Genomic DNA, 22,238 nt, shown 5'->3' with positions numbered 1-22,238 from the left:
CAGAAGCGGCCAGGCGGTCAATATGCCGAACGCGGCGGTTAACGACAATAACAATAAATAAAAACAGGCAAGAGCGCTGATGTCGATCCGATACGCCAGCAACACAAGCCTGTCTATTTTGATTGCCATCGCACTTGGCATAACGGTGGGTTGGGCGTATCCGGAGCGGGCAGTTGACCTGAAACTGCTCAGTGACGGCTTTATAAAGTTAGTCGCTTTATTGATGCCGTTTCTGCTGTTTGTACTGGTGGCCACCGGGGTTGCGGGTATCCAGCGCGCGCCCGGTCAGCGGCATGTGGTGCGTCGGATCATTGTGTATTTCCAATTGATGTCCTGCGCTGCGCTGTTGGTCGGCATGGCGACCGGCTGGGCGTTCAACCTCGGGCATGGTGCCTTGCCCGCGCCGCCTGCACCTGCACTGGGGATGACTGAGCTGTCCCTGCTGTGCGCGTGGTCAACGCTTTATCACGTGTTTACGCAAAGCCTGGTGCTGCAAGTGATGCTGGCGGCGATCATCTGCGGGCTGGTGCTGGGGCGTGGCGGCGTCTTCGCCAATCGCTGCCTGAGCGGCTTGGAAACCGCGGTGCAAGGGTTGTTTTATCTGTTGCGGATTATCTTGCAATGGGCACCGTTGGCGGCCTTTGGCGCCATGGCGTTTGTGGTGGGAAAGTATGGCGTTAGTTCGGTAGTGCCCTTGATAAAGTTTGTGCTGGTTATTTATATAACCTGTGCCTTATTTGTGATGATTGTGTTCGCGGCTATCACGCGGTGGGTGGGTATAAAGTTGCCCAGCCTTATTGTTTATTTAAAAGAAGAATTGTTATGGGTGGCCTTCACCGGTTCTTCCGTGGCAGCACTTGCTGGTTGCGTGAGCAAACTTGAAGCGGCAGGTTGTGACCGTCAATTAGTGCGGCTTGTTTTGACCACCGGCTACACCTTCAACCTGGCCGGCACCAACCTGTACCTGACCACGGCCATCATGTTTCTGGCGCACAGGGGCGGGGTGGAAATGGCAGTGCCGCAATTGGCCGCGGTGTTGCTGGTGTGCCTGATCACTTCATTAAGTTCGACCAGCGTGGCAGGTTCGGCGCTGTTCACCTTGATCGCGACCTTGAACATCCTGCAATGGGTGCCGCTGGAAGCGGTGGGATTATTGCTGGGAGTGGAGCGGTTGATGAAATGCCGCTCGCTGACGAACGTGCTGGGCAACTGTGTGGCATGCCTGGCGATATGCCGGTGGCAGAAGTCGATAGATCCTGAGATGTTGCGCCGGCAAATGGCGATTTTAAACTGAACCCGGCGCAAAAAGGTGGAAGCGAGCAAGCCCGCTCTCACCTTTGGAATGCGCTTCAACCGTTGGTGTTGGCCAGTTTGTCGAACGCCGTGTCGAGGTTTTCTTCGGCGCCTTTGAGCTTTTCACGTCGCTCCTTGAGCCACTGCTGATCCCCCTCCAACGTCTTGCGCGCCTCCACCAGCATGCGCTTGACCTCCTGCGGTTGCGGGCCGCCGGTGCCTTTGCGCGTCTGCACCATGGTGGTCGGCGACAGCGCGGCTCGCAAGCCCGCTTCATCCAGCGGCAAGGTGTTCGGTGTCCACTTGTACGTGTCCGCCGCCTGCCTATACAGCTTCTGCGCATCGGCGTACGCGAAGGTCTTCGGCGTTGTGCCGTTGCTGCGCGCTTGGGTGACGATCAACGAGGCAAAGCTGTGACCGATGCGGAACGGCACCTTGTATTGGCGCTCCAGGGTGTCGGCCAGCTCCATCGAGGTGGTCCATTCCGATTCGAGTTCTTCCAGCGCGCGCTGCGGGTTGATCTGCAGGGCGTCGAGTACCGCGTTCATGGCCTCGAACATTTCGGTGGTCGAGCGGAACACGCCGAGTGAGTCGAAGGCAAACTTGTAATCGGTCATGCCCGTGGTGACGTTGTGCGCGCGCAGCGTCACGGCCTGGGCCAGGCCGACCACGTCCGAGGCGCTTTCACGTGCACGCATCAGCAAGCCCGGGTTGCGTTTTTGCGGCATGGCGCTGCTGGTGTAGGTGGCTTCTTCATCGAGCAACAACCACGGGCGGATCTGGTGATACTGGGTATGAATGTCGCCAATCATCGCGCCCACGCGAATTGCCGACGATGACGCCAGGTTGGCCGCCTCGATGGGAATGTCGTAGGTCGAGACCTGGCTCGAATCCAGCGAGTTCTCGCGCACCCCATCAAAGCCCAGCAGTTCAGCCAGGCGCTCGCGGTTCAGCGGGTAAGCCGAGTTTGCCAGCACCGCAGTGCCCATCGGGCTCTGGTTCAAGCGGGCGTACAGCTCGCGGATGCGCTGGCCATCGCGGTCGAAGGCGGCTTCAAACGCCAGCAGGTAATGCGCGTAACTGATGGGCATGGCCTGCACGCCGTTGGTGTAGGCGGGCACCAGGGTGTCGACGTTCTTGTCGGCAATGTCGAGCAGGCGCAGGCGGGTGGCGTTCAGTGCCTCGCTGTAGGCCAGCACCTGGCTGCGCAGGACGGCCAGGCGGTAGGTGGCGAGCATGTCCTGGCGGCTGCGGCCGGAGTGAATCAATGAGGCTTCAGGGCCGATCTTGTCGGTCATGATTTTTTCCAGCTGCAGCACATCGCTGGGGCGCTTGCCGCCGGGCTGGTCGGCCTGGGCAATGGCGTAACGCACGCCACCGGCGAGCTTCTGGCCCATGGCCGGCGCCACGATGCCTTCTTCGGTGAGCATTACGATCGAGGCCTTGTTGATGCGGTTCAGCCAGGCGAATTGAGTCTGGGTCGGGTCGCCCTTGGCGTTGTGCCCGGTTTGCGCGCTGTCGGGGGTGGCACCGACTTTGGCCGCCTGGGCCGCGCATTGTTCGGTAGTGGCGCAGGGCAGTTCGCCGGTGTTGGCCGCCTGGGCACCGACGCTGTGGAACAGGGCGAAGGCCACAGCCAGGTGAAGCAGACTTTTGAGGGCGCGGGGAGATGTGTTCACAGAGGTACCCGATTATTGTTGGAATTATGAGCCGTCGAACGCGGTGAGGCGCGCGCGTCAACATCAGGCTATCGGGTCTGTTTGTAGATTGAAAATATATAGAAAGTGTTGAGGGCAGAGCTTTTGGATATGGCGTTGGCGTGGGCTGGCAAGGGCTTGTTGTGTTGGGCCGGCTTATCGTGGCGAGCGGCCTTGGGGTGGCGAGCGGGCCTGTTGTGGCGAGCGGGCTTGCCCCGCGTTGGGGCGCGAAGCGGCCCTGAAACCAGGCGCCGCGTTATTGCTGATGGATTGCGGTGGATTGACTGGGGCCGCTGCGCAGCCCAACGCGGGGCAAGCCCGCTCGCCACGCTAAGCCCGCCATCCGCCACAAGCCGTTTGCCACGCTAAGCCGGCTCGTTGCAACAAGCGCGGCTCGCCACGAGGTGGCTTAGTGCATCGTGCTGTGGTCCATACCGTCCAGCCCACGGGCTGGCGCTTTGACTTCAATCGACTGTTTCTCGCCTTTGGCGTTCTCCACCGTCAGCGTCAGCGGCACTTGGTCGCCTTCCTTGATTTGCCCGGTCAGGCCCATCAGCATCACGTGGTAACCATTTGGGTCGAGCTTGACCGCTTTGCCCGCGGGCAGGGCGACCGAGTCCACCGGGCCCATGCGCATCACGTCGTCCTTCATGCTCATCTCATGGATCTGCACGTCCTTGGCCACCGGCGACGCCACGCTGAGCAGTTTGCTGTCGCTGTCGGCGGTGACGGTCATGAACGCGCCGCTGGACGGCTGGCCCGGCACAGAGGCGCGAACCCACGCGTCGGTCACCAGCACCTGGGCACTGGCGTGCGCCGCAAGGCCCAGCAGGGACAGGCCGATCAGGGTGCGCTTGAGGTGTTGAACAGCAGTCATTAGCAGACCTCCATGACGGTGAGCAGGTCTTCTGCGCACTCTTTAGCGGTAAGGGATGCCGACAGGCCCAGGCGCAGGTTGCCGCGGGTGTCGAAGACGAAACTGGTGGCCGTGTGCGACAGGGTGTAGGTGTCGCCGGCGGGGATCTTTTCATAAAAGATCCCGAACTCCTTGGCGGCCACGGCGATTTCTTCCGGGGTGCCGTAGAGCGCTTCAAAGCTTGGGTCGAAGGCCTTGACGTACTTGTCGAGAATCGCCGGGGTGTCGCGCTCGGGGTCGAGGGTGATGAACACCACTTGCATGATCTGGCCGTCGCGGCCCATCAGCTTCTTGGCCTGGGCGGCGCGGGCCAGAGTGGTCGGGCACACGGCGGGGCACTGGGTAAAGCCGAAGAACACCACCGGCATCAAGCCACGGAACGAGCTCAGGGTGACGGTTTCACCGTCGGTGTTCTTGAGCTTGAAGGTGCGGCCCATGATCTTGTCACTGAGGTCCTTGCCGTACTTGAAGTTCAGCTTGGGGCTGTAATCACAGCCGCCCAGCAGGCTGCCCAGGCCCAACAGGCCCATACCGGTCAGCACTTTGCGGCGGGTGAATAACGTACTCATCAACTGTGCATCCTGTGAAACGCCTGGATGACTCTGCAACGGCATAGCAGGCTTTGAAAAGGAGTAACGATGCGGGCGCACAGTCTACCAACCCAGGCCAGCCCACGTAATCTGCGACGTTCTGCCACAGGGCGCGCCGTGCTTCATCCCTTTGGCGCTTCAGTGGTAGAGTCGCCGCCATGAAATTGAGCCACCCCGACCGTTCGCTGATCGCCTGGGCCCTGTACTTCTGCGTGCTGATGAACCTGTTCGTCTGCGGTTTGGGCCATGGGCAGATGCTTGGCGAGCAGCTCAACGGCATTGGCGGTGCGTTCTGCTCGGTGGACGGCAGCCAGGCGCCACTTTCCGACAAAGGGTTGGGTTACCCGTCTTCTGGCAACATCTCGAACTACTTTGCCTGCCCGGTATGCGCTGCCGTCACCGTGGCCATCGTGTTCCTCATCGGGCTGGCCTGGCTGTTGGGGCTCGGGCACGCCCCACGTCCTGCCCATGAGCGGCGCAACAAGGCGCCGCCGCGTTATTCCTGGCCCTCGGCCAACCCTCGCGCTTCCCCCGCATTCTGACGTGTGCCTTGGGTCTCCTGTGTTCAGGAGGCGTTCTATCGTCACGACTGTGAGTGTATTTGATGATTTCTGTATTGCCTGCAGGCGCCAGTCGCCTGGTCAGCAAGGCATCTCGGCGTATGCGCGCCGAACCGACGCTGCCTGATTACCCGAGCAATTCGCGCTGCTTCGTGCACCTGGATGCGCGTTTATTGCCGTATTGGCACACCTTGTTCGATATCTGCCCGGCCTTGCTCAAGCTGGATCCTCCGGAAGGGTTGAACCTGTTTCGCAGTTTCATGACCTGGGCCTATCACAACCAGCCGCCGCTGGATTGGACGTACCACCTCAACGTCTGCCGCTGGCTGCTCGCCTCGGGGTATCGATCACAGATTGATGAGGAGCCCATCGAGGCTTTCATGGCGGCCGCGGCGGCGCGCTGGATCACTGCCGATCAAAGCCAGGCGCAGGGCGTGGTTCTGGGGTGGCGAGGGGCGAGGATTTTCGATTGGAAGGGCAGTGGGTTGGAAGGCGTCGAACATCAGCCATTGCCAGCGCCGCTGGATGACTTTGGCTGGTGCCCGTTGAACCATCAGGGTGATTTCAGCGGTTGGTTGCCGGTGCCCTGAGTCCCTGGGAGGTCGCGGCGGGTCCCAGGCCACGCCGTGGCCTTGGGAGCAAGGTAGGTGGCGAGGCGTTTCACCTGGCCCTTGTGAGTGGCTAGTTGCTGCCGCTGCTGCGCGGCGTCTTTTTCTGGGGTTTTTTCGCGTCGGGTTGCTTGTGTGAAGTCCCGCTCGTCGAGGCCTTCTCTTTGGATGGCGTTTCCGTTTTTTTGTCGCTGTCGGAAGGGCTGCTCGGATAGGTGCCTGGCGGCAGGGCAGAACCTGCTGCGCTGTTACCGCTCAGTGAATTCGCGGCGGGGGCGACGGCATCGCCAAAGGCGGCGAAAGCAGGGCTTGCCAGCAGCGCTGAGACGCCGACGACGAGCAACATCCTGTGGGAAATACTGGTCTTCATGACTCAATCCCCTTGCGTGGGCCGAAGCCCGGGAAACCCGGGCCCCGGTGGTGCTTCAATCAAGACTTCTTGGCGCCGCCGCCGGAGCTGTGGGCTCCGCCTTTTTTGCCGGCTTCAGAAGCTTTTTCACGGTCGTTGGCAAAATTGCCGCCGGAGCCTTGACCGCCACTTTTCTTGGCCGTGTCTGGCTTGGCTTTACCGCCTGCACCTGTCGTGGTTTTTCCGCTGGTAGCCATTTCAAAATCCCTCTTCAATGAATGAATCAACGGTGTCGCCTAATTGGGAATGCGTAATCGAAATCAAAGTTTGAAATAGTTCGTGGCCATGCGACGAACGGGCATCAGGCCGCGATCGGCTTGGCGCCCTGGGCTTTCTTGTGCGCAGCTTTCATCGCTTCCATTTCTGCGCCAAGGGCTTCGAGCACGGTCTTGCCCAACAGCTTCTTGGCCTGCGGGAACATCTCGGATTCCTCTTCTTCGATGTGGTGCTCCAACAGTTCCTTGACCACTTTGACGCGCCCGGAAAACTCAGTGGTGGACGGCTCGGTCTGTTTCAGGTCGGGCAGCACCAGGGCATCGACGGTGCGGTGCTCTTCCTTGGCTTCGTGGTACATGATGTCCTGCTCTTTACCGCCAGCCTTGCGGAAGGCCGGGTAAAGGATCTCTTCCTCGAGTCGGGTGTGCAGGCTGATTTCCATCTCGAGTTTGGCCAGCAATTCAGTGCGTTTCTTGACGCCACGCTCGGTGGACTCGCTCAGTTGGGTCAGCAGCGCTTTGACGCGTTCGTGGTCAGCCTTGAGAAGGTCGATTGCATTCATGGTGAAACCTCACGGATAGCATTCGGGCATGTCGAAGTGCACGCCTCGTGCCCTGGAGGTTGCATCAGTTGTACCAACTTGAATAAATTTAATAAATCTATATTAATCAATTAGATAGGAAGATATGCAAGGCAACGAATTCGTGCAGCTTGCATGGTTGGGCAGGCAACAGATTGCAATACGCCGCCTCTATGCGCCGCTGACCTTCCAATGCTTGATGTCTTCGGCGAACACCACCTGTTGCACCTCGTGGGCGATGCCATAGGCCAGCGATTCATGCGCAGCGATGACTTTTTCCTCAGCCGACAGGCACTTGAAAATGTCCAGCTGGGTCTCGGCTCGAGCGGTCTCCAACTCATAGATTTTCACGTAGCGCGCCAGATCGTTATCCAGGCTCGACAGGTATTCACGCAGACGCTGGTGATCGACTGAACTCTGGCTGAAATACCAGTTCATCGGATGGATCAAAAATCGAGAGTGTGGCGTGGTGATGCGTCGGTTCGCCGCCAGGAACATGATGATGCCCATGGACTCGATGTTGCCCGCGTTGATCGCGCACAAGGGCACCGGCAACGCCTTGAGGAAGGTGTAGAGGGTAAAGCCGAAATTGGTGCTGCCACCGGTGGTCGACAGGTTCAGCAGCAGGGAACTGGCGCCTTCGCCGATAGCGTCCAGGCAACAGTCGCGAAAGCGCTCGGTGGTGCTCTGGTCGATCTGGCAGTGAAAGTGGATAACGTGCTCGGTCATCCTGAACCTCCTTAAATCAGTGCAGGCGAGGTGATTCAGTCTTGAGTCTAGAAGGTCACGCAGGATTAGCTGCAACCGTTGGGCGTGAGCCCTTGCTGAAAATCGAATGGAACCCTCAGGCCATCTGCTTGACCTAATGCATAGACCTCAGGAGGTGAGCTATGCAATTGGAAACTATCTGGATCATTCTGGCCGTGATTTTGCTGATCCTGGAACTATGGGCGATTAACGTCGTACTGCGCAGCACCGGTGGCTGGGAGACCAAGGGGCTGTGGTTGATCATTCTGATTTTCGTGCCGCTGTTCGGGCTGATTGTCTGGGCCTTGTTCGGGCCAAAACGTGAAATGGCCGAGCAGCGTAAAAGCTGAGTCCATTGAAGACCGCAAACAGGCGCCCATTGGGCGCCTGTTTACGTTCAAGCGGGTGGTTTAGCCCGCAACAGCTTTAGCAATCGCTTCGTTGAACGCCGGCAAGTCATCCGGGGTACGCGAGGTGATCAGGGTCCAGCCATTGGCCTTGCATTCCTTGACCTGGGCATCCACCCAACCGGCGGCTCCAGCGTTTTCAAGGTCGATCCGCACGCTTTTGTACGAGGTCAGGGTCTTGCCCTTGATCACGCCAGCGTCGATCAGCGTCCATGGCCCGTGGCAGATCGCCGCGATGGTTTTGCCGGCCTTGACGAAGTCATTGATCAGGCGCAGCGCGGCGGCATCCTGGCGCAAGGTGTCAGCGTTGACGGTGCCGCCCGGGATAACCAGGGCGTCAAAGTCGCTGCTTGTAACCTGAGACAATTGCACGTCGGATTCCACGGTCTTGTCCTTCTCGGTGTCACCGACGAAGGTCTGAGTGGTGCCGCCTTTGCTGGACGCGTGAGTCACCGTGGCGCCATAACCGCGCAGCGCTTCCAGTGGCTTGACCAGCTCATCGCGTTCGATACCGGTATTGGAAGTGATGATGAGGATTTTCTTGCCGTTGAGTTGCGAACTCATGGTCGAGTGTCTCCTGGGTCAGGGATGGTTTTAGTGGTCGTGTTTGGCTTGCAGCTCCTTGGCCATTTTCAGGTGGGCTTCAAGGGTCGGCAGGGTCTTGGCGGCGAAGGCCTTCAGCTCGGCGTTGTCCGAGGAAGCGGCTTCTTTCTGGAACAATTCGACGGTTTTTTCGTGAGCGGCGACCTGGTTGTTGGCGTAGGCCTTGTCGAACGACTCGTCGCGCATTTCGAGAATGGCTTTTTTGGCCTTGTCGGTCAGGGCGGCGTCATCGGGGACTTCGATATCCAGCTTTTTCGCCAATGCCGTCAGTTCCTGATTGGCTTTGGTGTGGTCGGTGACCATGTGCTGAGCAAAAGTCTTGACGTCGGCCGAGCTGCTTTTTTCCAGAGCCAGCTTGCCGGCTTCCACTTCGGTGATACCGCCCTGGGCGGCGTCGTCGACAAAGCTGTTGGACGTTGCGGCCATGGCCGTGGAAATCGAGCCTGCAACCAGCACAAAGGTCAGGCCCATTTGTTTCATCAGCAGAGTAGTCATGGTGGATCTCCTTGAAATCGACAGTGGCGTGATGCCGTACCTGACTGTTGAGGGGGCGCCTCGGCAAAAGGTTTAAATTAATTCGCGGTTTTTTCTCCGGTGGTCATGCACGCCAATTTCCTTGAACTATCGAAATTCGACAGGCTCTGCTGCATAAGCGCCTGCTATTTTTTGTGGGCCTTCAACTGTTTGGAGACAGACTGTGACTGCCGATAAAACCCCAACCCCGATCAGTTCCGAACACGCCCAAAAAGGCACCGACAAAGCCGACAAGGGCCACACGCTGGAACGCCCGAACCCAAAAACTGAAAGTGTCGACAAGGTGCTGACGCCCACGTCGATCAAAGACATCGAACGCCAAACGGACGCCATCAACGAGCAAGCCGCCAAGGCTGAGCGCAAGTTGGGCCACTGAACATGGCCAGGTCGATTACGGCTGCGCAGTTGGGCATCGAATTAAGGCCTGAAGACGACGCCAGCCTGTTCAAGTGGTTTATCGCCAGCTTCCTGATGGGCAAGCGCATTCAGGCGCCGATCGCTGCCCAGGCATATAAGGTGATTGTTGAAGAGCAAGGCCGCGATACCGCGCGCAAGTTGCAGCACTGCACCTCCAGGGAGTTGGTGTCGATGCTTGGGCGCGCGCATTACGTGCGCTATGACGAAACCACGGCGCAGCGTTTGCTCGACCTGAGTGCCAAATTGAATGCCGAGTATGGCGGCAAGATCAGCCATATTCGCAGCGCCAGCGAAGACCGTGAGGCCTTCGAAAAGCGCCTGGGTGAATTTGCGGGAGTCGGGCCCAAGACCATCGAGATTTTCATGCGCGATGCCGCCAAGGTGCTGTTTTGACGGCAGCGCTGTATGTGGGTTGCGCGGGGTGGAGTTTGCCGCGTGAACAGTGGGCGGCGTTTGCGAGCGAGGGTACACACCTGCAGCGTTACGCGTCGCGTTTCAACGCCGTGGAAATCAACAGTTCGTTTTATCGCCCGCACCTGCCCAAGACCTATGAGCGCTGGGCGCAATCGGTGCCGCCGGCGTTTCGTTTTTCGGTCAAGGTGCCCAAGCGCATCACCCATGAATTGCGCTTGCAGCGCTGCGAAACCGCGCTGGATGAATTCCTTGAGCAGTGCCTGAGACTGGGTGAAAAGCTGGGCTGCCTGCTGATTCAATTACCACCGTCTTTGGGCTATGACGCGGCGATTGCTGCGCCGTTTTTCACGGCGCTACGCCAACGTTTTGCCGGTGCCGTGGTTCTGGAACCGCGCCATGCCAGCTGGCTTGAGGCCGAGGCGTTATTGCAGGATTTACACATAGGTCGTGTGGTCGCCGACCCGCCGGTCATCGACGCGGGCATCGGCTGGCAGGGCGTGCAGTATTGGCGATTGCACGGCTCGCCGCGTATTTATCACAGCGCGTATGGGCCGGAACGCGTGCAGGCATTCTCGCAGCAACTGAGCCACTATGTTGCGGCAGGTATTCCCACCTGGTGCATCTTCGACAACACCGCCAGCGGTAATGCCACCGCCGATGCCTTGTACCTACTCGACCTCCACGCGCAGCACTTCCAGCCCTAACTGCTCATAGGCATCGACACTCGGTACGTGCCACTCGGTGATCAGCGTATGGATGCGGCTGCACGGGCCCACCACAAAGGGTTCCACCGCGCCGAGCTTGTCTGCCATGGTCACCGCCACCACATGGGAGGCACTGTCGAGCAACGCTTGCTTGACCGCCACTTCGTCGAAATGCAACGAGCTGATGCCCACTTGCGGATGCAACGCGCACACGCCGGTAAACAGCAGGTCGGCCTTGATGCTTTGGATCAGGCGCACGGTTTCGTGGCCGCTGGTGGACAAGGTGGCAGGGTTGAGTTGGCCGCCCGCCACAATCACTTTCACATCCGGGTGGTCGGCCAGGGCGATGGCAATCATCGGCGACGGCGTAACCACCGTCAGGCGGATCGCGCGTGGCAGGGATTGCGCAATTTGCAGCGTGGTCGAGCCGGAGTCGAACAGCACGATCTGGCCATCTTCCACGCGATCGGCGGCCAGGCGCGCAAGGTGGCGTTTGACCTCATTGGTCTCGCCCACACGGGTGAAGAAGTCTTTGCCGGTGTCTTTGGGCCGGGGCAGGGCACCGCCGTGCACGCGTTGCAACAGGCCGGCGGCGGCCAGTTCACCGAGGTCGCGGCGGATGGTGTCCTGGGACACGGCAAAGTGATCCACCAATTCGGATGCGGTCACTTTGCCGTCGCGCTCCAGCAGCAACAGGATCTTCTGTTTGCGCAACGAAGGCAGGTCAATGGCTTGATGAGTGTTTTGCATGTTTATGCGTCTTTCTGCGGGGTTGTGCGAGATTAGGCGTCTGCCGATATAAACGCAATGACTGGTTGCGCGGCTGATCGGCGGTTACTCTCTGGGCTCAGTTCAGGGAGAGGTGACCTAGATGTCGTTGATTACAACCATCGAAGACTTACGCAAGCTGGCGCAAAAACGTGTCCCACGGATGTTCTACGACTACGCCGATTCCGGCTCCTGGACTGAAAGCACCTATCGGGCGAATGAAAGCGATTTTGCCCGCATCAAATTTCGTCAGCGCGTGGCGCGCAACATCGATCAACGTTCGATCCGCGCCCGCATGATCGGCCAGGACATGGCCATGCCGGTCGCGCTGGCGCCCACGGGGCTTGCGGGCATGCAGCACGCCGATGGCGAAATCCTGACTGCCCGCGCCGCCGCCGCTTTTGGCCTGCGCTACACGCTGTCGACCATGAGCATCTGTTCTCTTGAGGACATCGCCGAACAGGTCGGCCAGCCATTCTGGTTCCAGCTGTATGTGATGCGTGACCGCGGGTTTATCGAGCAATTGATCGAGCGCGCCAAAGCCGCGGGTGTGGATGCGCTGGTGCTGACCCTCGATCTGCAGATTCTTGGGCAACGCCACAAGGACTTGATCAACGGTTTGTCGGCGCCTCCCAAACTGACCCTGCCCAATATCCTCAACATGGCAACCAAGCCGCGCTGGGTGATGGGCATGCTGGGCACCAAACGCCGTGGTTTCGGCAATATTGTCGGCCACGTTAAAGGCGTGGCGGACATGAGTTCGCTGTCGTCGTGGACCGCCCAGCAGTTCGACCCGCGCCTGAGCTGGGACGACGTGGAATGGATCAAGAAATGCTGGGGTGGCAAGCTGATTATCAAGGGCATTCTCGATGTCGAGGATGCACGGCTGGCGGCTAACTCCGGCGCTGATGCATTGGTGGTGAGTAACCACGGTGGGCGCCAGCTGGATGGTGCACCGTCGAGCATCAGCCAACTGCCGGCAATTGTCGAAGCGGTGGGCAATCAGATTGAAGTGTGGCTCGACGGCGGCATTCGCTCTGGCCAGGACGTGCTCAAGGCGATGGCACTGGGCGCCAAAGGCACCATGATTGGTCGACCGCACCTGTATGGTTTGGGCGCCATGGGCCAAGCGGGCGTGACCAAGGCCCTTGACATCATTGCCCGTGAGTTGGATGTGTCGATGGCGCTGTGCGGCTATAACGATATACGCGATGTGAATCGCGATATTTTGCTGCCCGGCACCTTTCCCGAAGGGGTTTGCTGAGCAAAAAGATCGTAAAAAAGTAAAAAGAGTTGTCCACGAAAACCGTGGGTATCTCTGTGGATAACTTTGCGAAGGCCCGGCGGGGTTGGCGATTTAACCCTCGGTTAATATTTGATCAACTTGCGGCGCGGGCCAGTATGGGCAGGGTTTACGCTTGACAGCCAAGCGCGGACCCAGTGCCGAAAAGTACTTTCAAGAGTCGCCGTTGCGACCTGTGGAGTGCGTCACCACCTGTGCGGGCATCTGCGCTTGCATCAGTTTTTCCAGCGCTTGCCCATAGTTGCGCCCGGCCAGGCTCATGCTGTTGTTATGCGTGGCGCCAGGCACCAGCAGCAACCGTTTGGGCTCTTGAGCGGCGTCGAACAGTTGTTGGCTGAAACGCGGTGGCACGTAGGGGTCGGCCAGGCCGTGCACCACCAGCAGCGGCATGTGCACGCCGGCAATCTTGTCGATGGAGTCGAACTTCTGCGACAGCAGCCAGCGCACCGGCAGCGAGGTATTGGCCACGGCCGCGGCCGCGTCCCCCAGCGAGGTGAAAGTGGATTCGATCACCAGGCCGCGCACGGGCACCGGCGTCTGTTGACTCAACTGCGCTGCCAGGTCGATGGCCACCGCGCCACCCAGCGAGTGCCCGTAGATCAGGCGTTTGCTCGGGTCTGGCTGCAGCACCTGAAAGCGCTCCCAGGCGATGCGGGCGTCTTCATACACACTGGTTTCCGAAGGCAAGTCGCCGTGACTCTGGCCGAAACCGCGGTAGTCGATGGCCAGCACCGAAAAGCCCAGTGCGTGCAGTTGTTCAATGCGAAACAGCTGGCCGGTGAGGTTCCAGCGCACGCCGTGCAGGTACAGAATCGCTGGAGCATCCTGCTTGTCGGCCGGGTACCACCAGCCATGCAGGTTCTGGCCTGACTTGAAACTGGCGGGTTTTATATCGAATTCCTGCACGGCCTTGGGCAAGCCGGTGTACCAGCCGGCGGTACCCGGCTCAATGCGAAACACCAGCTCGCGCTCCTTGTGTTGAAGCACCGCGCAACCTACCGGCAGGCCGATGATCAGGATGGCCATGCACAGTAGGGGAAACCAGCGCAGGCCCAGGCGAGACAAAAAACGAGATGACATGAAGGTTCCAGGACAAAAGCGAAGCTGGGGTTTTACCAGATGGCTTTAAGGGGCAGGAATTAATTCGACAGCCGTGAATGGGGATTGCTTGCAAAGTGTTACAGCATTGAACAACGCCTGCCTGGGTTGTTAGGGTGGCGGGCTTAACAGGAGAGTATGCACATGGATTTCACAGGCAAAACCGCCATTGTCACCGGTGGCGCACGCGGGCTGGGTCTGAGCTATGCACGGGCGTTGGCGACCCGTGGCGCGCGGGTAGTGATCAGCGATATCGGTGCCGATAGTGACGGCGCCGGCAGCGATGGCTCAGTGGTGCTCAATGCGGCGCAGCAGTTGCAGGCGCAAGGGCTCAAGGTGCTGGGGCATGGCGGCGACTTGTCTACGCCCGAGGGGTGCCGGCAACTGATCGGGTTCGCTATCGAGGCGTTCGGTCAACTCGATATCCTGATCCACAATGCCGGATGGGTGGGTTATCAGAACATCGAAGACCTGGATGCCGCGTTCCTCCAGCGCGCCATGGACATCAACCTCTACGCGCCGCTGTGGTTGTGCAAGCATGCGTGGCCGCACCTGCTGCGCTCATCGGCGCCGCGCATCATCCTGACCACCTCCGACCGCGCCCTGTACGCGCAATACGAGCAGACCGGCCTGGTAGCCTATAGCGCCGGCAAGATGGCGCAACTGGGCATCATGAATGCCCTGAGCCATGAAGGCGCCGAAGCCGGCATCAAGGTCAATGCGATTTCGCCGGTGGCCAAGACGCGCATGTGGGGCGTGACCGGGGAACCGGACGAACTCAAGCCAGAATGGGTGGCGCCGGGTGTGCTGTTTCTTGCCTCGCAGCACTGCCAGGACACGGGATACATCCTGCGGGCCAGCAATGGCCAATTCACGGCGACGCGGTTCACTGAGAACCCTGGGGTGGATTACCCGCGCGATCTGGCACGGATCAAGGCCGCCAGCGCTGAAGAAGTTGCGGCCGCGTGGCCGCGCATCAAGCAACCGCTCGCTCAGGCCGTGACTGCTTCCTGAACCCGATACCCGCGCGCCTGTTTGCACAAGCGATTCGCTTGACGCTGACATTGGCGCCGCGACATGCTCGCGCTCCTTTGAGCAGAGGCCAGACCATGGACAACAGCCCCGTTCGCATCACCGCCGAAGAAACCCTGTCGAACAATTGGTATCTTCTGAAAAAATACACCTTCGACCTGCGCCGCCAGGATGGCAGTTGGCAAGCCCAGACCCGTGAGGTGTACGACCGCGGCAACGGTGCAACGATTCTGCTGTACAACCGCGCACAGCGCACCGTGCTGCTGATCCGCCAGTTCCGCATGCCCACGTTCGTCAACGATTACCCCGGCTACTTGATCGAAGCGGCCGCCGGCTTGTTGGACAACGCCACCCCCGAAGAGCGCATTCGCCTCGAAGCCGAAGAAGAAACCGGCTACCGCGTCGGCTCCGTGGAGAAAATCTACGCGGCGTTCATGAGCCCCGGTTCGGTGACCGAGCGCATTCACTTCTTTATCGGCGAGTACCAGGCAGCAGACCGGGTCGGCGACGGCGGCGGGCTGATCGACGAGGGTGAAGACATCGAAGTGCTGGAGCTGAGCTTTGAACAGGCGCTGGCGATGGTGCAGAGCGGTGAGATTGTCGATGGCAAAACCATCATGCTGTTGCAGCACCTGGAATTGCGCATGCTGAAAGAAGGGTGGTGATGCGCGATGCGCGCGTGGGCGTTGCTATGGGTGCTGGCGGCCGGCAGTAGCAGCGCCGCTGACGCGTTTTACACCTGGGCTGACCCTGTGCCGCCAATGCCCGGCAAACTGCTGCGCAGTGAAGCATTGACGCCGCAGCAGAGCCTGGCGTCGGCCGGGCTGAACCTGCGGATCCTGTATTCCTCCACCGATGGGCTCGACAACCTCACGCCTGTCGCGGTCTCCGGTGCGTTGTTCGTGCCCAAGGGCCCAGCGCCTGCGGGTGGCTGGCCACTGATGGCATGGGCTCACGGCACGGTCGGCAGTGCTGATCGTTGCGCGCCTTCGCTGAATCAGCGCAGTCCACGGGATACGCGCTATCTCAATGACTGGCTCGAGCAGGGCTATGCGATTGTTGCCACTGATTACCAGGGGCTGGGCACGCCCGGGTTGCACCCTTATGGGCTGACGCGTCCCTTGGCGTATGGCGTGCTGGACAGCATCCGTGCGGTCGGCGCTGCGCCTGTCAACGTGTCCAGGCGGGCAGTGGTGTTCGGGCAATCCCAGGGTGGCCGCGCGGCGTTCGCCACGGCGGTAATGGCCAAGGACTACGCGCCGGATGTGGAGGTTGTCGGGGTGGTGGCGACCGGTACGCCTTATGCCTCTGCGCGCGCCCAGGGCCACAGCCCAGAACTTGAAAACGCACGCCGTTCGGTGGTGCCGACGTTTGCCTATAACCTGTTGCGCCTCAGTACGGTGGCGTTGCTGGACCCTTCGTTCGTGCCCGCCGACTACCTGGCTGAGCGGGCGCTGCCGGCCTTCAGGGCGAGCCAGGATGAGTGCTTGCATGCCATCGAGCAGCGGGTGGTGGCTGACGGGTTGACCTTCAATAACAGCTTCAAGCGATCGCCCAAGGCAGCGTTGGATCGGGTGGGGCGTGAAGCGGCTTATCCCACGTTGAAAACCGATATTCCGGTGTTTCTCGGCACCGGCGGTAAAGACCGAGATGTGTTTGTGCCGGGCCAACAAGCCTTGGTCCGGGATGCCTGTCAGGCAGGGGATCGGGTGGAATGGCATTTCTATCCAGCGCTGGATCACTCCGGGGCGGTGAATGGGTCTTTGGGTGATTCGACAGGGTTTGTTCGGCGGGCGTTTGCGGGCGAGGCAATCAAGGGCAATTGTGGGCGATGAGTGGTGGGGATGGTGGTCACGGCTGTTTGCCGCTCCCGCAAACAACAAATCCCGCCATGTGGCGGGATTTGTCGGGGTAAAGCGCGCTACACAATCAGCGTGATCAAGCCGGGAACAGCTCGCTCAGCTTCATTGCCAGCATCATGTCGCCTTCGGTGCGCAGTTTGCCGCTCATGAAGGCCTGCATGCCATCGGTGTCGCCGCTGACGATGCCTTCCATGGTTTCGCCGTCGGTGACCAGCGTGACCTGGGCGTCAGGGTTTTCGCCTTCGAGCAGTTCGCAGGTGTTGTTCTTGACCACCAGCGAGAAGTTCTGGGTGTCGTCGATACGGAAACCGAACACCAGGTCCAGGCCGTCGGCAGCGGCTGGGTTGAATTTGGCTTTCATTGCTTCTACAGCTTTGGCTACGTCAGTCATGGTTTCGATCCTTAAGGGTAGAGTCCAGTGACCTTGGGGTCACGGTTGGCCGCAGTTCATCGGAAAGTGATGAGCTGCGGCGCCTTCAACAGTTGCAAGTGGGTATGACTGTTGAAGGAAGCCAGCGCCACCTCGCGTCCACGGAATTTCAGCTGGTTGAGCGAGGTGTTAACAATTTGCCAATTGAGTTCGAACGCCTGGGCGGCAGGCATGCGGGTAATCAAGTGAAGCAGGGCGGTGATCGTGCCGCCGGAGGTGAACACGGCGATCTTGTCAGTGTTCTGGGCGGTTTCGAGAATCCGTTGCAGGCCGCCTTGTACGCGTTCGACAAACCCCAGCCAGCTTTCCAGCCCCGGTGGGTCATAGGTGCCGGCCAGCCAACGCTCGATGATCAACGCGAAGATGCGCTGGAATTCGCTGCGGTTGTGCGCCGCATTGCGCAGGATCTCCAGGGCTTCGGGCTCGGTGGTCAGCAGGTCGGGGAGCAGGGCGCGGATGATCGCGTCGGCGTCGAATTCGTTGAAGGCGCTGTCGATGTCCAGCGAAGGTACCGGCAGGCCACGGGCTGCATATTGATCGAGTACGGACGTGGCAGTGTGCTGCTGGCGGCGCAGGTCGCCCGCTATGCAGCGATCGAACGTGAGGCCCAGGTCTGCCAGATGGCGTCCGAGCACTTGCGCTTGTTCCACGCCGACGGGCGACAGGACGTCATAGTCGTCTGCACCGAAAGAGGCCTGGCCATGTCGAATCAGATAAATGCTGCCCACGTCCGTTTTCCCGGTACGTTGAAAGTCTGGCGAGGTTATGAGGATGCCGGAGAGCTGTCAATGAAAAAACATACGCTTGTTTTAAAAGCCCGTTAGAGCCCGCTTGCTGGCGGTTTGATCACTGGCTCGAACGCGGTGCCGTCGGTATGCTGGGCCCATCCGCGCCTGGCGCAGTGCATTTTTAAGGAGACATATGGATTTTCTGGCCGAATACGCGAGCTTTCTGGCGAAGACCGTCACCCTGGTGGTCGCTATTCTGGTGGTACTGATCAGTTTCGCGGCGCTGCGCAGCAAAGGTCGTCGCAAGTCCGCCGGCCAATTGCAGGTCAGCAAGCTCAATGATTTCTACAAGGGCCTGCGTGAGCGCCTGGAGTCGAGCCTGCTCGACAAGGACCAGCTCAAGGCCCTGCGCAAAGCCGAAAGCAAAACCGAAAAAAAGAAAGGCAAGAAGAAATCCGAGGCCAAGCCACGGGTGTTTGTGCTGGATTTCGACGGCGACATCAAGGCCTCGGCCACCGAGAGCCTGCGCCATGAAATCACCGCACTGCTGAGCCTGGCCACGCCGAAAGACGAAGTGGTGCTGCGCCTGGAAAGCGGCGGCGGAATGGTCCACAGCTACGGCCTGGCCTCATCCCAGCTGGCGCGTATCCGCCAGGCGGGCGTGCCATTGACCGTGTGCATCGACAAGGTCGCGGCCAGCGGCGGCTACATGATGGCGTGCATCGGCGAGAAGATCATCAGCGCACCGTTCGCCATCCTTGGTTCTATTGGCGTGGTAGCGCAGTTGCCCAACGTCAACCGCCTGCTGAAAAAACATGACATCGATTTCGAGGTGCTGACGGCCGGTGAATACAAACGCACCCTCACCGTGTTTGGCGAAAACACCGAGAAGGGCCGCGAGAAGTTCCAGGAAGACCTGGACATCACCCATCAGCTGTTCAAGAACTTCGTGTCGCGCTATCGCCCTCAGCTGGCAATCGATGATGTCGCGACCGGGGAAGTGTGGCTGGGTGTTGCCGCCCTCGACAAGCAATTGGTCGACGAGCTGCAAACCAGCGACGAATACCTGGCCACCAAGGCCAAGACCGCCGAGGTGTTCCACCTGCACTATGCCGAGCGTAAAAGCCTGCAAGAGCGGGTCGGCCTGGCGGCCAGCGGTTCGGTGGACCGAGTGCTGCTGACCTGGTGGAGCCGGTTGACCCAGCAGCGGTTCTGGTAATTCCAGACTGCAGGTCAACCCCTTGTGGGAGAGGGCTTGCTCGCGAATGCGGTGGTTCAGTTCAGATGTGTTGACTGACACAGCGCATTCGCGAGCAAGCCCGCTCCCACATTCAGTTCTGCGCTAGCACAACGGGAATCGGCTTTCGCATCAGCATTCCCACCACCAACGCCCCCAGCAATCCCAACACTCCCGCCACCCACAACACCGCGCTGAACCCACCCACAAACGCTTGCCGTGCCAGCGGTTGCACCACCGCCCGTGCCGTCTGCGGCAACACACCCATCGCTGCCTGCATATCACCGGCTACCACGCGCGAGGCAATCGCCGCTGCCTGCGCCTGCCACTGCGGCTCGATACTTGCGCGCAGCAATTGCTCGCTGTGGCTGCTCAGCAATGCCCCGTACACGCCGATAGCCAACATGATCGCGCTGAAGCGCATCGTCGTACTCATGCCTGATGCCATGCCCGCACGGTCCCGAGGCACGCAAGCCATGATGTTTTTCTGCGTATCGCCATTGAGCAGACCCGCGCCGGCGCCGGTCACGGCAATTGCCAGGGCGAAGGGCACGTAGCCACCCACATTGACCGCCCAGGCGCTCAGCAGGTTGCCGCAACCGACCAACGTCAAACCGCTCGCCATCATGGTCGCCGGTGCAAAGCGCCCGGCCAGGCGAGCGCCGATCCGTGGGCAAATCAGCATGGTCAGCGCAAACGGCAGCATCCCCAGGCCCGCGGCAATCGCACAGAAGCCCAAACCGTTTTGCAGGTAGAACGGCAACAGCGTCATCATCACCTGGGCGCAGCCGGCATAGGCAAACATCCCCAGTAATGCGCCGATAAAGCGCGGGTGGCGAAACAGCTGCAGGTCCACCATGGGCCGTCGCTGCACGCGCTCGACGAGCACAAACACACCCAGCAGCACGGCGCCGCCAATAAGCCGCGCATAGGTCAGCGGGTTGTCCCAGCCGATGCGATTGGCCTCGATCAATCCCCAGATCAGGCACAACAGGCTGGCACTGAAGGCCAGGCTGCCCCACGGATCAAGCCGCGCCGATTGGGTATCGCGGGATTCTGCAATCGCACGCAGCACCAGCGCCATCAGCCCCAGGCCCACGGGCAGGTTGAGGTAGAAAATCCAGCGCCAGCCCAGGTACTGAGTGATCAAGCCCCCCAAGGTCGGCGCGGCGGTCATCGCCACGCCCATGCACGCGCCCCAGAACGCCCAGGCTTTGGCGCGCTCCACTTCATCGTGAAACGTATGGCCGATGGAGGCCAGGGCGGAGGTCAGCAGTAACGCCGCGCCGACGCCTTTGACGGCGCGGGCGATGTCCAGAAACAGCGCATTCGGTGCGGCGCCACAGCCCAGGGAGGCCAGGATGAAAATGCTCAAGCCCCAGACCAGAGTCTTCTTGCGCCCAAAGCGGTCGGCGAGGCTGCCGGCCGGCAATAACAACGCGGCAAACGCGAGCATATAGGCGCTGACCACCCACTCGATGTCAGCAAAATTGGCGCCCAGGTCACGCGCGATGCTCGGCAGGGTCACGGCGACAATATTGGTGTCGAGCACGATCAGCGCACAAACGCCGGACGCCGTGAGCAGCGTCAAGCGCGGACTGACCCGGCTCATGGCTGAATTACCCTGCAGGCAATAAGGAAATGGCAGTTGACGATCATCGCGTAGGCTCTCTAGTGTTCAGGTGCTGTGAGCTTATCGCCAGCGAAGACCGGTCTTGTTAGCTGGTCTGAAGCACTTCATTACCTTTGAGCTAATCCTGCAATGGACATCCGCCATTTCCGCTACTTCCTCGCCGTCGCCCGTCAGCGCAACTTCAGCCGCGCCGCCGAGCAGTTAGGCATCGCCCCGCCGACCTTGAGCCGGCAAATCCAGGACATGGAAGCCAACCTGGGCACGCGCTTGTTTGTCCGCCAGCAGCGCGAAGTCAGCCTCACCGAAGCCGGTGCGGCGTTGCTGGTTGAAGCCGAAGCCACGGTGCGCCAATTCGAATTCGCCCAGCGCAGTGCCCAGCGCGCCGGGCGCGGCGAGATTGGTCATATCGAGTTGGGCTACGTGGCCTCAGCGGTGTATTCCGGCGTGTTGCAGCGCCAGATGCGCGCGTTCAGCCAGGCATTTCCCGATGTGAGCGTGAACGTGCGCGAATGTGCGATGGCGACATTGCCGAGCGCGGTGGCGGACGGGCGCTATGACATCGGCTATATCCGCTCGCCCATGACCCTGCCCGATGGCGTGGACGCCGTGCGCCTGGCCAGCGAAGGCTTTGTGTTGGCGCTGCCGCAGGATTCCTGGCTGCTGGGGCTCAAAGCCATTGGCTGTGAGCACCTGCAAAACGAGACCTTTATTCTGCCGGAACAAATCAGCGGCACCTTGCACGTCGCCGCACAGGGCGGTTTTGCCCCGCGCCTGGGGCCACAGCCGGGTGGCTTGGTGGCGGTGATGGCGTTGGTGTCGTTAGGGCAGGGCGTGGCGGTGGTGCCGGCGTCGATGGTCGGGCATGTGAGTTTGCCGGGCGTGGTCTACCGCAGCATCAAGGGCAGCGAGGCCTCGTCGTGGCTGTCGCTGATTCATCGCCGCTTTGAGAAAGCACCAGCGGTGGTGCGGTATATCGAGCAGGTCAAGCAGATGACTAAGCTGCAGGCTTGATCGCGGCGGGTTGGGGGCTGTGCGGGCTAACCGTGTGTCCGGTACGGTGGGCGACATGATGGGTTATGACTTTATCGACATACACGGACAGCCGGCGGTCAACGCCATCCAGGGGCGGGTGATCGGCCTGACGGTGCAGGCGCTGTTTCGCATCCCGGACGTGGTGGCGATTGCCAGTGAGAACACCAAGGCGGCGGCGACGCTTGGCGCGTTGCGCTCGGGGTGATTAATACCCTTGCAACCACGGTGACGAATGCGCATACGATTTTGGCGCTGGATGATGCGACGCGTAAAAGCTGACACGACGCAGAGCAACCTGTGGGAGCGGGCTTGTGTGGGAGCTGGCTTGCCTGCGATAGCGCCACCTCGGTTTTACTGACGCATCGAGTTGCCTGTGTCGCAGGCAAGCCGGCTCCCACATGGGTTTTGTGTTGGCTTGTG

26 protein-coding genes and 2 pseudogenes are annotated in these 22,238 nt (G+C 60.4%); 14 read left to right on the top strand and 14 right to left on the bottom strand.

The features are described 5' to 3' along the window. The first annotated feature begins 79 nt into the window (after positions 1-79). The gene (locus AACU78_RS05210) at positions 80-1,294 is read left to right on the top strand and encodes a cation:dicarboxylate symporter family transporter (protein WP_106580157.1); all 1,215 of its coding nucleotides are present in this window, start codon (positions 80-82) and stop codon (positions 1,292-1,294) included. Between the two features lie 55 nt (positions 1,295-1,349). Here the strand turns inward: AACU78_RS05210 and AACU78_RS05205 are convergent, their stop codons facing one another. From AACU78_RS05205 to AACU78_RS05195, 3 genes are all read right to left on the bottom strand, one after another. Then, entirely contained in the window at positions 1,350-2,972 is a 1,623-nt protein-coding gene (locus AACU78_RS05205) for an argininosuccinate lyase (protein ID WP_106580156.1), read from the bottom strand. Between the two features lie 427 nt (positions 2,973-3,399). Continuing rightward, positions 3,400-3,867, bottom strand: a complete 468-nt coding sequence (locus AACU78_RS05200; protein ID WP_106580154.1) for a copper chaperone PCu(A)C — start codon at positions 3,865-3,867, stop codon at positions 3,400-3,402. After that, complete coding sequence (locus tag AACU78_RS05195; RefSeq protein ID WP_106580153.1) at positions 3,867-4,475, bottom strand: SCO family protein; 609 nt, start codon at positions 4,473-4,475, stop codon at positions 3,867-3,869. Before AACU78_RS05195 ends, AACU78_RS05200 begins: the two co-directional genes overlap by 1 nt. A gap of 179 nt (positions 4,476-4,654) precedes the next feature. On the opposite strand from AACU78_RS05195, the gene AACU78_RS05190 reads away from it, so the two are divergent. Both AACU78_RS05190 and AACU78_RS05185 read left to right on the top strand, forming a co-directional pair. Continuing rightward, positions 4,655-5,038 (top strand): DUF2946 domain-containing protein, encoded by a 384-nt coding sequence (locus AACU78_RS05190; protein WP_106580152.1) that lies wholly within the window; start codon positions 4,655-4,657, stop codon positions 5,036-5,038. A 62-nt stretch (positions 5,039-5,100) separates the two neighbouring features. After that, positions 5,101-5,646, top strand: a complete 546-nt coding sequence (locus tag AACU78_RS05185) for a putative natural product biosynthesis protein (protein WP_106580151.1) — start codon at positions 5,101-5,103, stop codon at positions 5,644-5,646. Positions 5,647-5,737: 91 nt separating this feature from the next. Here AACU78_RS05185 and AACU78_RS05180 read toward each other — a convergent pair whose 3' ends face one another. The 4 genes and pseudogenes from AACU78_RS05180 to AACU78_RS05165 form a co-directional block, all read right to left on the bottom strand. Next, positions 5,738-6,034, bottom strand: coding sequence for a hypothetical protein (locus AACU78_RS05180; RefSeq protein WP_106580150.1), 297 nt, complete (start codon positions 6,032-6,034; stop codon positions 5,738-5,740). Positions 6,035-6,093: 59 nt separating this feature from the next. After that, a pseudogene (locus tag AACU78_RS30030) lies at positions 6,094-6,204 on the bottom strand (KGG domain-containing protein); the annotation flags it as partial. 170 nt (positions 6,205-6,374) lie between these two features. Then, entirely contained in the window at positions 6,375-6,851 is a 477-nt protein-coding gene (locus AACU78_RS05170) for a hemerythrin domain-containing protein (protein WP_106580148.1), read from the bottom strand. Between the two features lie 189 nt (positions 6,852-7,040). Next, a complete protein-coding gene (locus AACU78_RS05165) occupies positions 7,041-7,598 on the bottom strand; it encodes an ATP-dependent Clp protease proteolytic subunit (RefSeq protein WP_106580147.1) in 558 nt (185 codons plus the stop codon). A gap of 161 nt (positions 7,599-7,759) precedes the next feature. On the opposite strand from AACU78_RS05165, the gene AACU78_RS05160 reads away from it, so the two are divergent. Continuing rightward, positions 7,760-7,966 carry a PLD nuclease N-terminal domain-containing protein gene (locus AACU78_RS05160; protein WP_106580146.1) on the top strand — a complete coding sequence of 69 codons (207 nt, stop codon included), beginning with the start codon at positions 7,760-7,762 and terminating at the stop codon, positions 7,964-7,966. A gap of 60 nt (positions 7,967-8,026) precedes the next feature. Here the strand turns inward: AACU78_RS05160 and AACU78_RS05155 are convergent, their stop codons facing one another. After that, a complete protein-coding gene (locus AACU78_RS05155) occupies positions 8,027-8,587 on the bottom strand; it encodes a type 1 glutamine amidotransferase domain-containing protein (protein WP_106580145.1) in 561 nt (186 codons plus the stop codon). A gap of 30 nt (positions 8,588-8,617) precedes the next feature. Then, entirely contained in the window at positions 8,618-9,121 is a 504-nt protein-coding gene (locus tag AACU78_RS05150) for a DUF4142 domain-containing protein (RefSeq protein ID WP_106580144.1), read from the bottom strand. A 202-nt stretch (positions 9,122-9,323) separates the two neighbouring features. Here AACU78_RS05150 and AACU78_RS05145 point away from each other — a divergent pair, with 202 nt between their 5' ends. From AACU78_RS05145 to AACU78_RS05135, 3 genes are read left to right on the top strand one after another with little or no spacing between them, the layout of a single operon-like run. Next, a complete protein-coding gene (locus tag AACU78_RS05145) occupies positions 9,324-9,536 on the top strand; it encodes a hypothetical protein (RefSeq protein WP_106580143.1) in 213 nt (70 codons plus the stop codon). 2 nt (positions 9,537-9,538) lie between these two features. Further along, positions 9,539-9,970 carry a DNA methylase gene (locus AACU78_RS05140; protein WP_106580142.1) on the top strand — a complete coding sequence of 144 codons (432 nt, stop codon included), beginning with the start codon at positions 9,539-9,541 and terminating at the stop codon, positions 9,968-9,970. Then, positions 9,967-10,695 (top strand): DUF72 domain-containing protein, encoded by a 729-nt coding sequence (locus AACU78_RS05135; protein WP_256587055.1) that lies wholly within the window; start codon positions 9,967-9,969, stop codon positions 10,693-10,695. Before AACU78_RS05140 ends, AACU78_RS05135 begins: the two co-directional genes overlap by 4 nt. Here the strand turns inward: AACU78_RS05135 and AACU78_RS05130 are convergent. Further along, positions 10,660-11,445 carry a DeoR/GlpR family DNA-binding transcription regulator gene (locus AACU78_RS05130; protein WP_106580141.1) on the bottom strand — a complete coding sequence of 262 codons (786 nt, stop codon included), beginning with the start codon at positions 11,443-11,445 and terminating at the stop codon, positions 10,660-10,662. The two genes, AACU78_RS05135 and AACU78_RS05130, sit on opposite strands and share 36 nt — an antisense overlap. 121 nt (positions 11,446-11,566) lie before the next feature. On the opposite strand from AACU78_RS05130, the gene AACU78_RS05125 reads away from it, so the two are divergent. Further along, positions 11,567-12,727: an alpha-hydroxy acid oxidase gene (locus AACU78_RS05125; RefSeq protein ID WP_106580140.1), complete on the top strand. Its 1,161-nt coding sequence runs from the start codon at positions 11,567-11,569 to the stop codon at positions 12,725-12,727. Positions 12,728-12,919: 192 nt separating this feature from the next. On the opposite strand, the gene AACU78_RS05120 is transcribed toward AACU78_RS05125, so the two are convergent. After that, complete coding sequence (locus AACU78_RS05120) at positions 12,920-13,846, bottom strand: alpha/beta hydrolase (RefSeq protein ID WP_106580139.1); 927 nt, start codon at positions 13,844-13,846, stop codon at positions 12,920-12,922. Between the two features lie 162 nt (positions 13,847-14,008). On the opposite strand from AACU78_RS05120, the gene AACU78_RS05115 reads away from it, so the two are divergent. From AACU78_RS05115 to AACU78_RS05105, 3 genes are all read left to right on the top strand, one after another. Beyond that, positions 14,009-14,878 (top strand): SDR family NAD(P)-dependent oxidoreductase, encoded by an 870-nt coding sequence (locus AACU78_RS05115; protein WP_106580138.1) that lies wholly within the window; start codon positions 14,009-14,011, stop codon positions 14,876-14,878. Between the two features lie 95 nt (positions 14,879-14,973). After that, the gene (locus tag AACU78_RS05110) at positions 14,974-15,561 is read left to right on the top strand and encodes an NUDIX domain-containing protein (RefSeq protein WP_106580137.1); all 588 of its coding nucleotides are present in this window, start codon (positions 14,974-14,976) and stop codon (positions 15,559-15,561) included. A 6-nt stretch (positions 15,562-15,567) separates the two neighbouring features. Then, positions 15,568-16,731, top strand: a complete 1,164-nt coding sequence (locus AACU78_RS05105) for an alpha/beta hydrolase (protein ID WP_106580136.1) — start codon at positions 15,568-15,570, stop codon at positions 16,729-16,731. 103 nt (positions 16,732-16,834) lie between these two features. Here the strand turns inward: AACU78_RS05105 and AACU78_RS05100 are convergent, their stop codons facing one another. Further along, positions 16,835-17,149 (bottom strand): SCP2 sterol-binding domain-containing protein, encoded by a 315-nt coding sequence (locus AACU78_RS05100; RefSeq protein WP_016969749.1) that lies wholly within the window; start codon positions 17,147-17,149, stop codon positions 16,835-16,837. Between the two features lie 56 nt (positions 17,150-17,205). Then, positions 17,206-17,916, bottom strand: a complete 711-nt coding sequence (locus AACU78_RS05095) for a histidine phosphatase family protein (protein WP_106580135.1) — start codon at positions 17,914-17,916, stop codon at positions 17,206-17,208. Between the two features lie 193 nt (positions 17,917-18,109). Between AACU78_RS05095 and sohB the strand changes: the two genes are divergently transcribed. Then, a complete protein-coding gene (sohB, locus tag AACU78_RS05090) occupies positions 18,110-19,135 on the top strand; it encodes a protease SohB (protein WP_106580134.1) in 1,026 nt (341 codons plus the stop codon). Between the two features lie 112 nt (positions 19,136-19,247). Here sohB and AACU78_RS05085 read toward each other — a convergent pair whose 3' ends face one another. After that, positions 19,248-20,765: an MFS transporter gene (locus tag AACU78_RS05085; RefSeq protein ID WP_106580133.1), complete on the bottom strand. Its 1,518-nt coding sequence runs from the start codon at positions 20,763-20,765 to the stop codon at positions 19,248-19,250. Between the two features lie 150 nt (positions 20,766-20,915). On the opposite strand from AACU78_RS05085, the gene AACU78_RS05080 reads away from it, so the two are divergent. Together AACU78_RS05080 and AACU78_RS05075 are read left to right on the top strand one after the other, a co-directional pair. Then, positions 20,916-21,797 carry a LysR family transcriptional regulator gene (locus AACU78_RS05080; RefSeq protein WP_106580132.1) on the top strand — a complete coding sequence of 294 codons (882 nt, stop codon included), beginning with the start codon at positions 20,916-20,918 and terminating at the stop codon, positions 21,795-21,797. A gap of 31 nt (positions 21,798-21,828) precedes the next feature. Then, positions 21,829-22,097 (top strand): annotated as a pseudogene (locus AACU78_RS05075) (sugar-binding domain-containing protein); the annotation flags it as partial. Between the last annotated feature and the right edge of the window lie 141 nt (positions 22,098-22,238).

It is taken from the genome of Pseudomonas sp. R9.37, assembly GCF_963878885.1.
Taxonomy (GTDB): domain Bacteria; phylum Pseudomonadota; class Gammaproteobacteria; order Pseudomonadales; family Pseudomonadaceae; genus Aquipseudomonas.
The sequence above is the reverse complement of the archived record's forward strand: the minus strand, read 5'-3'. Positions and strand labels throughout refer to the sequence as shown.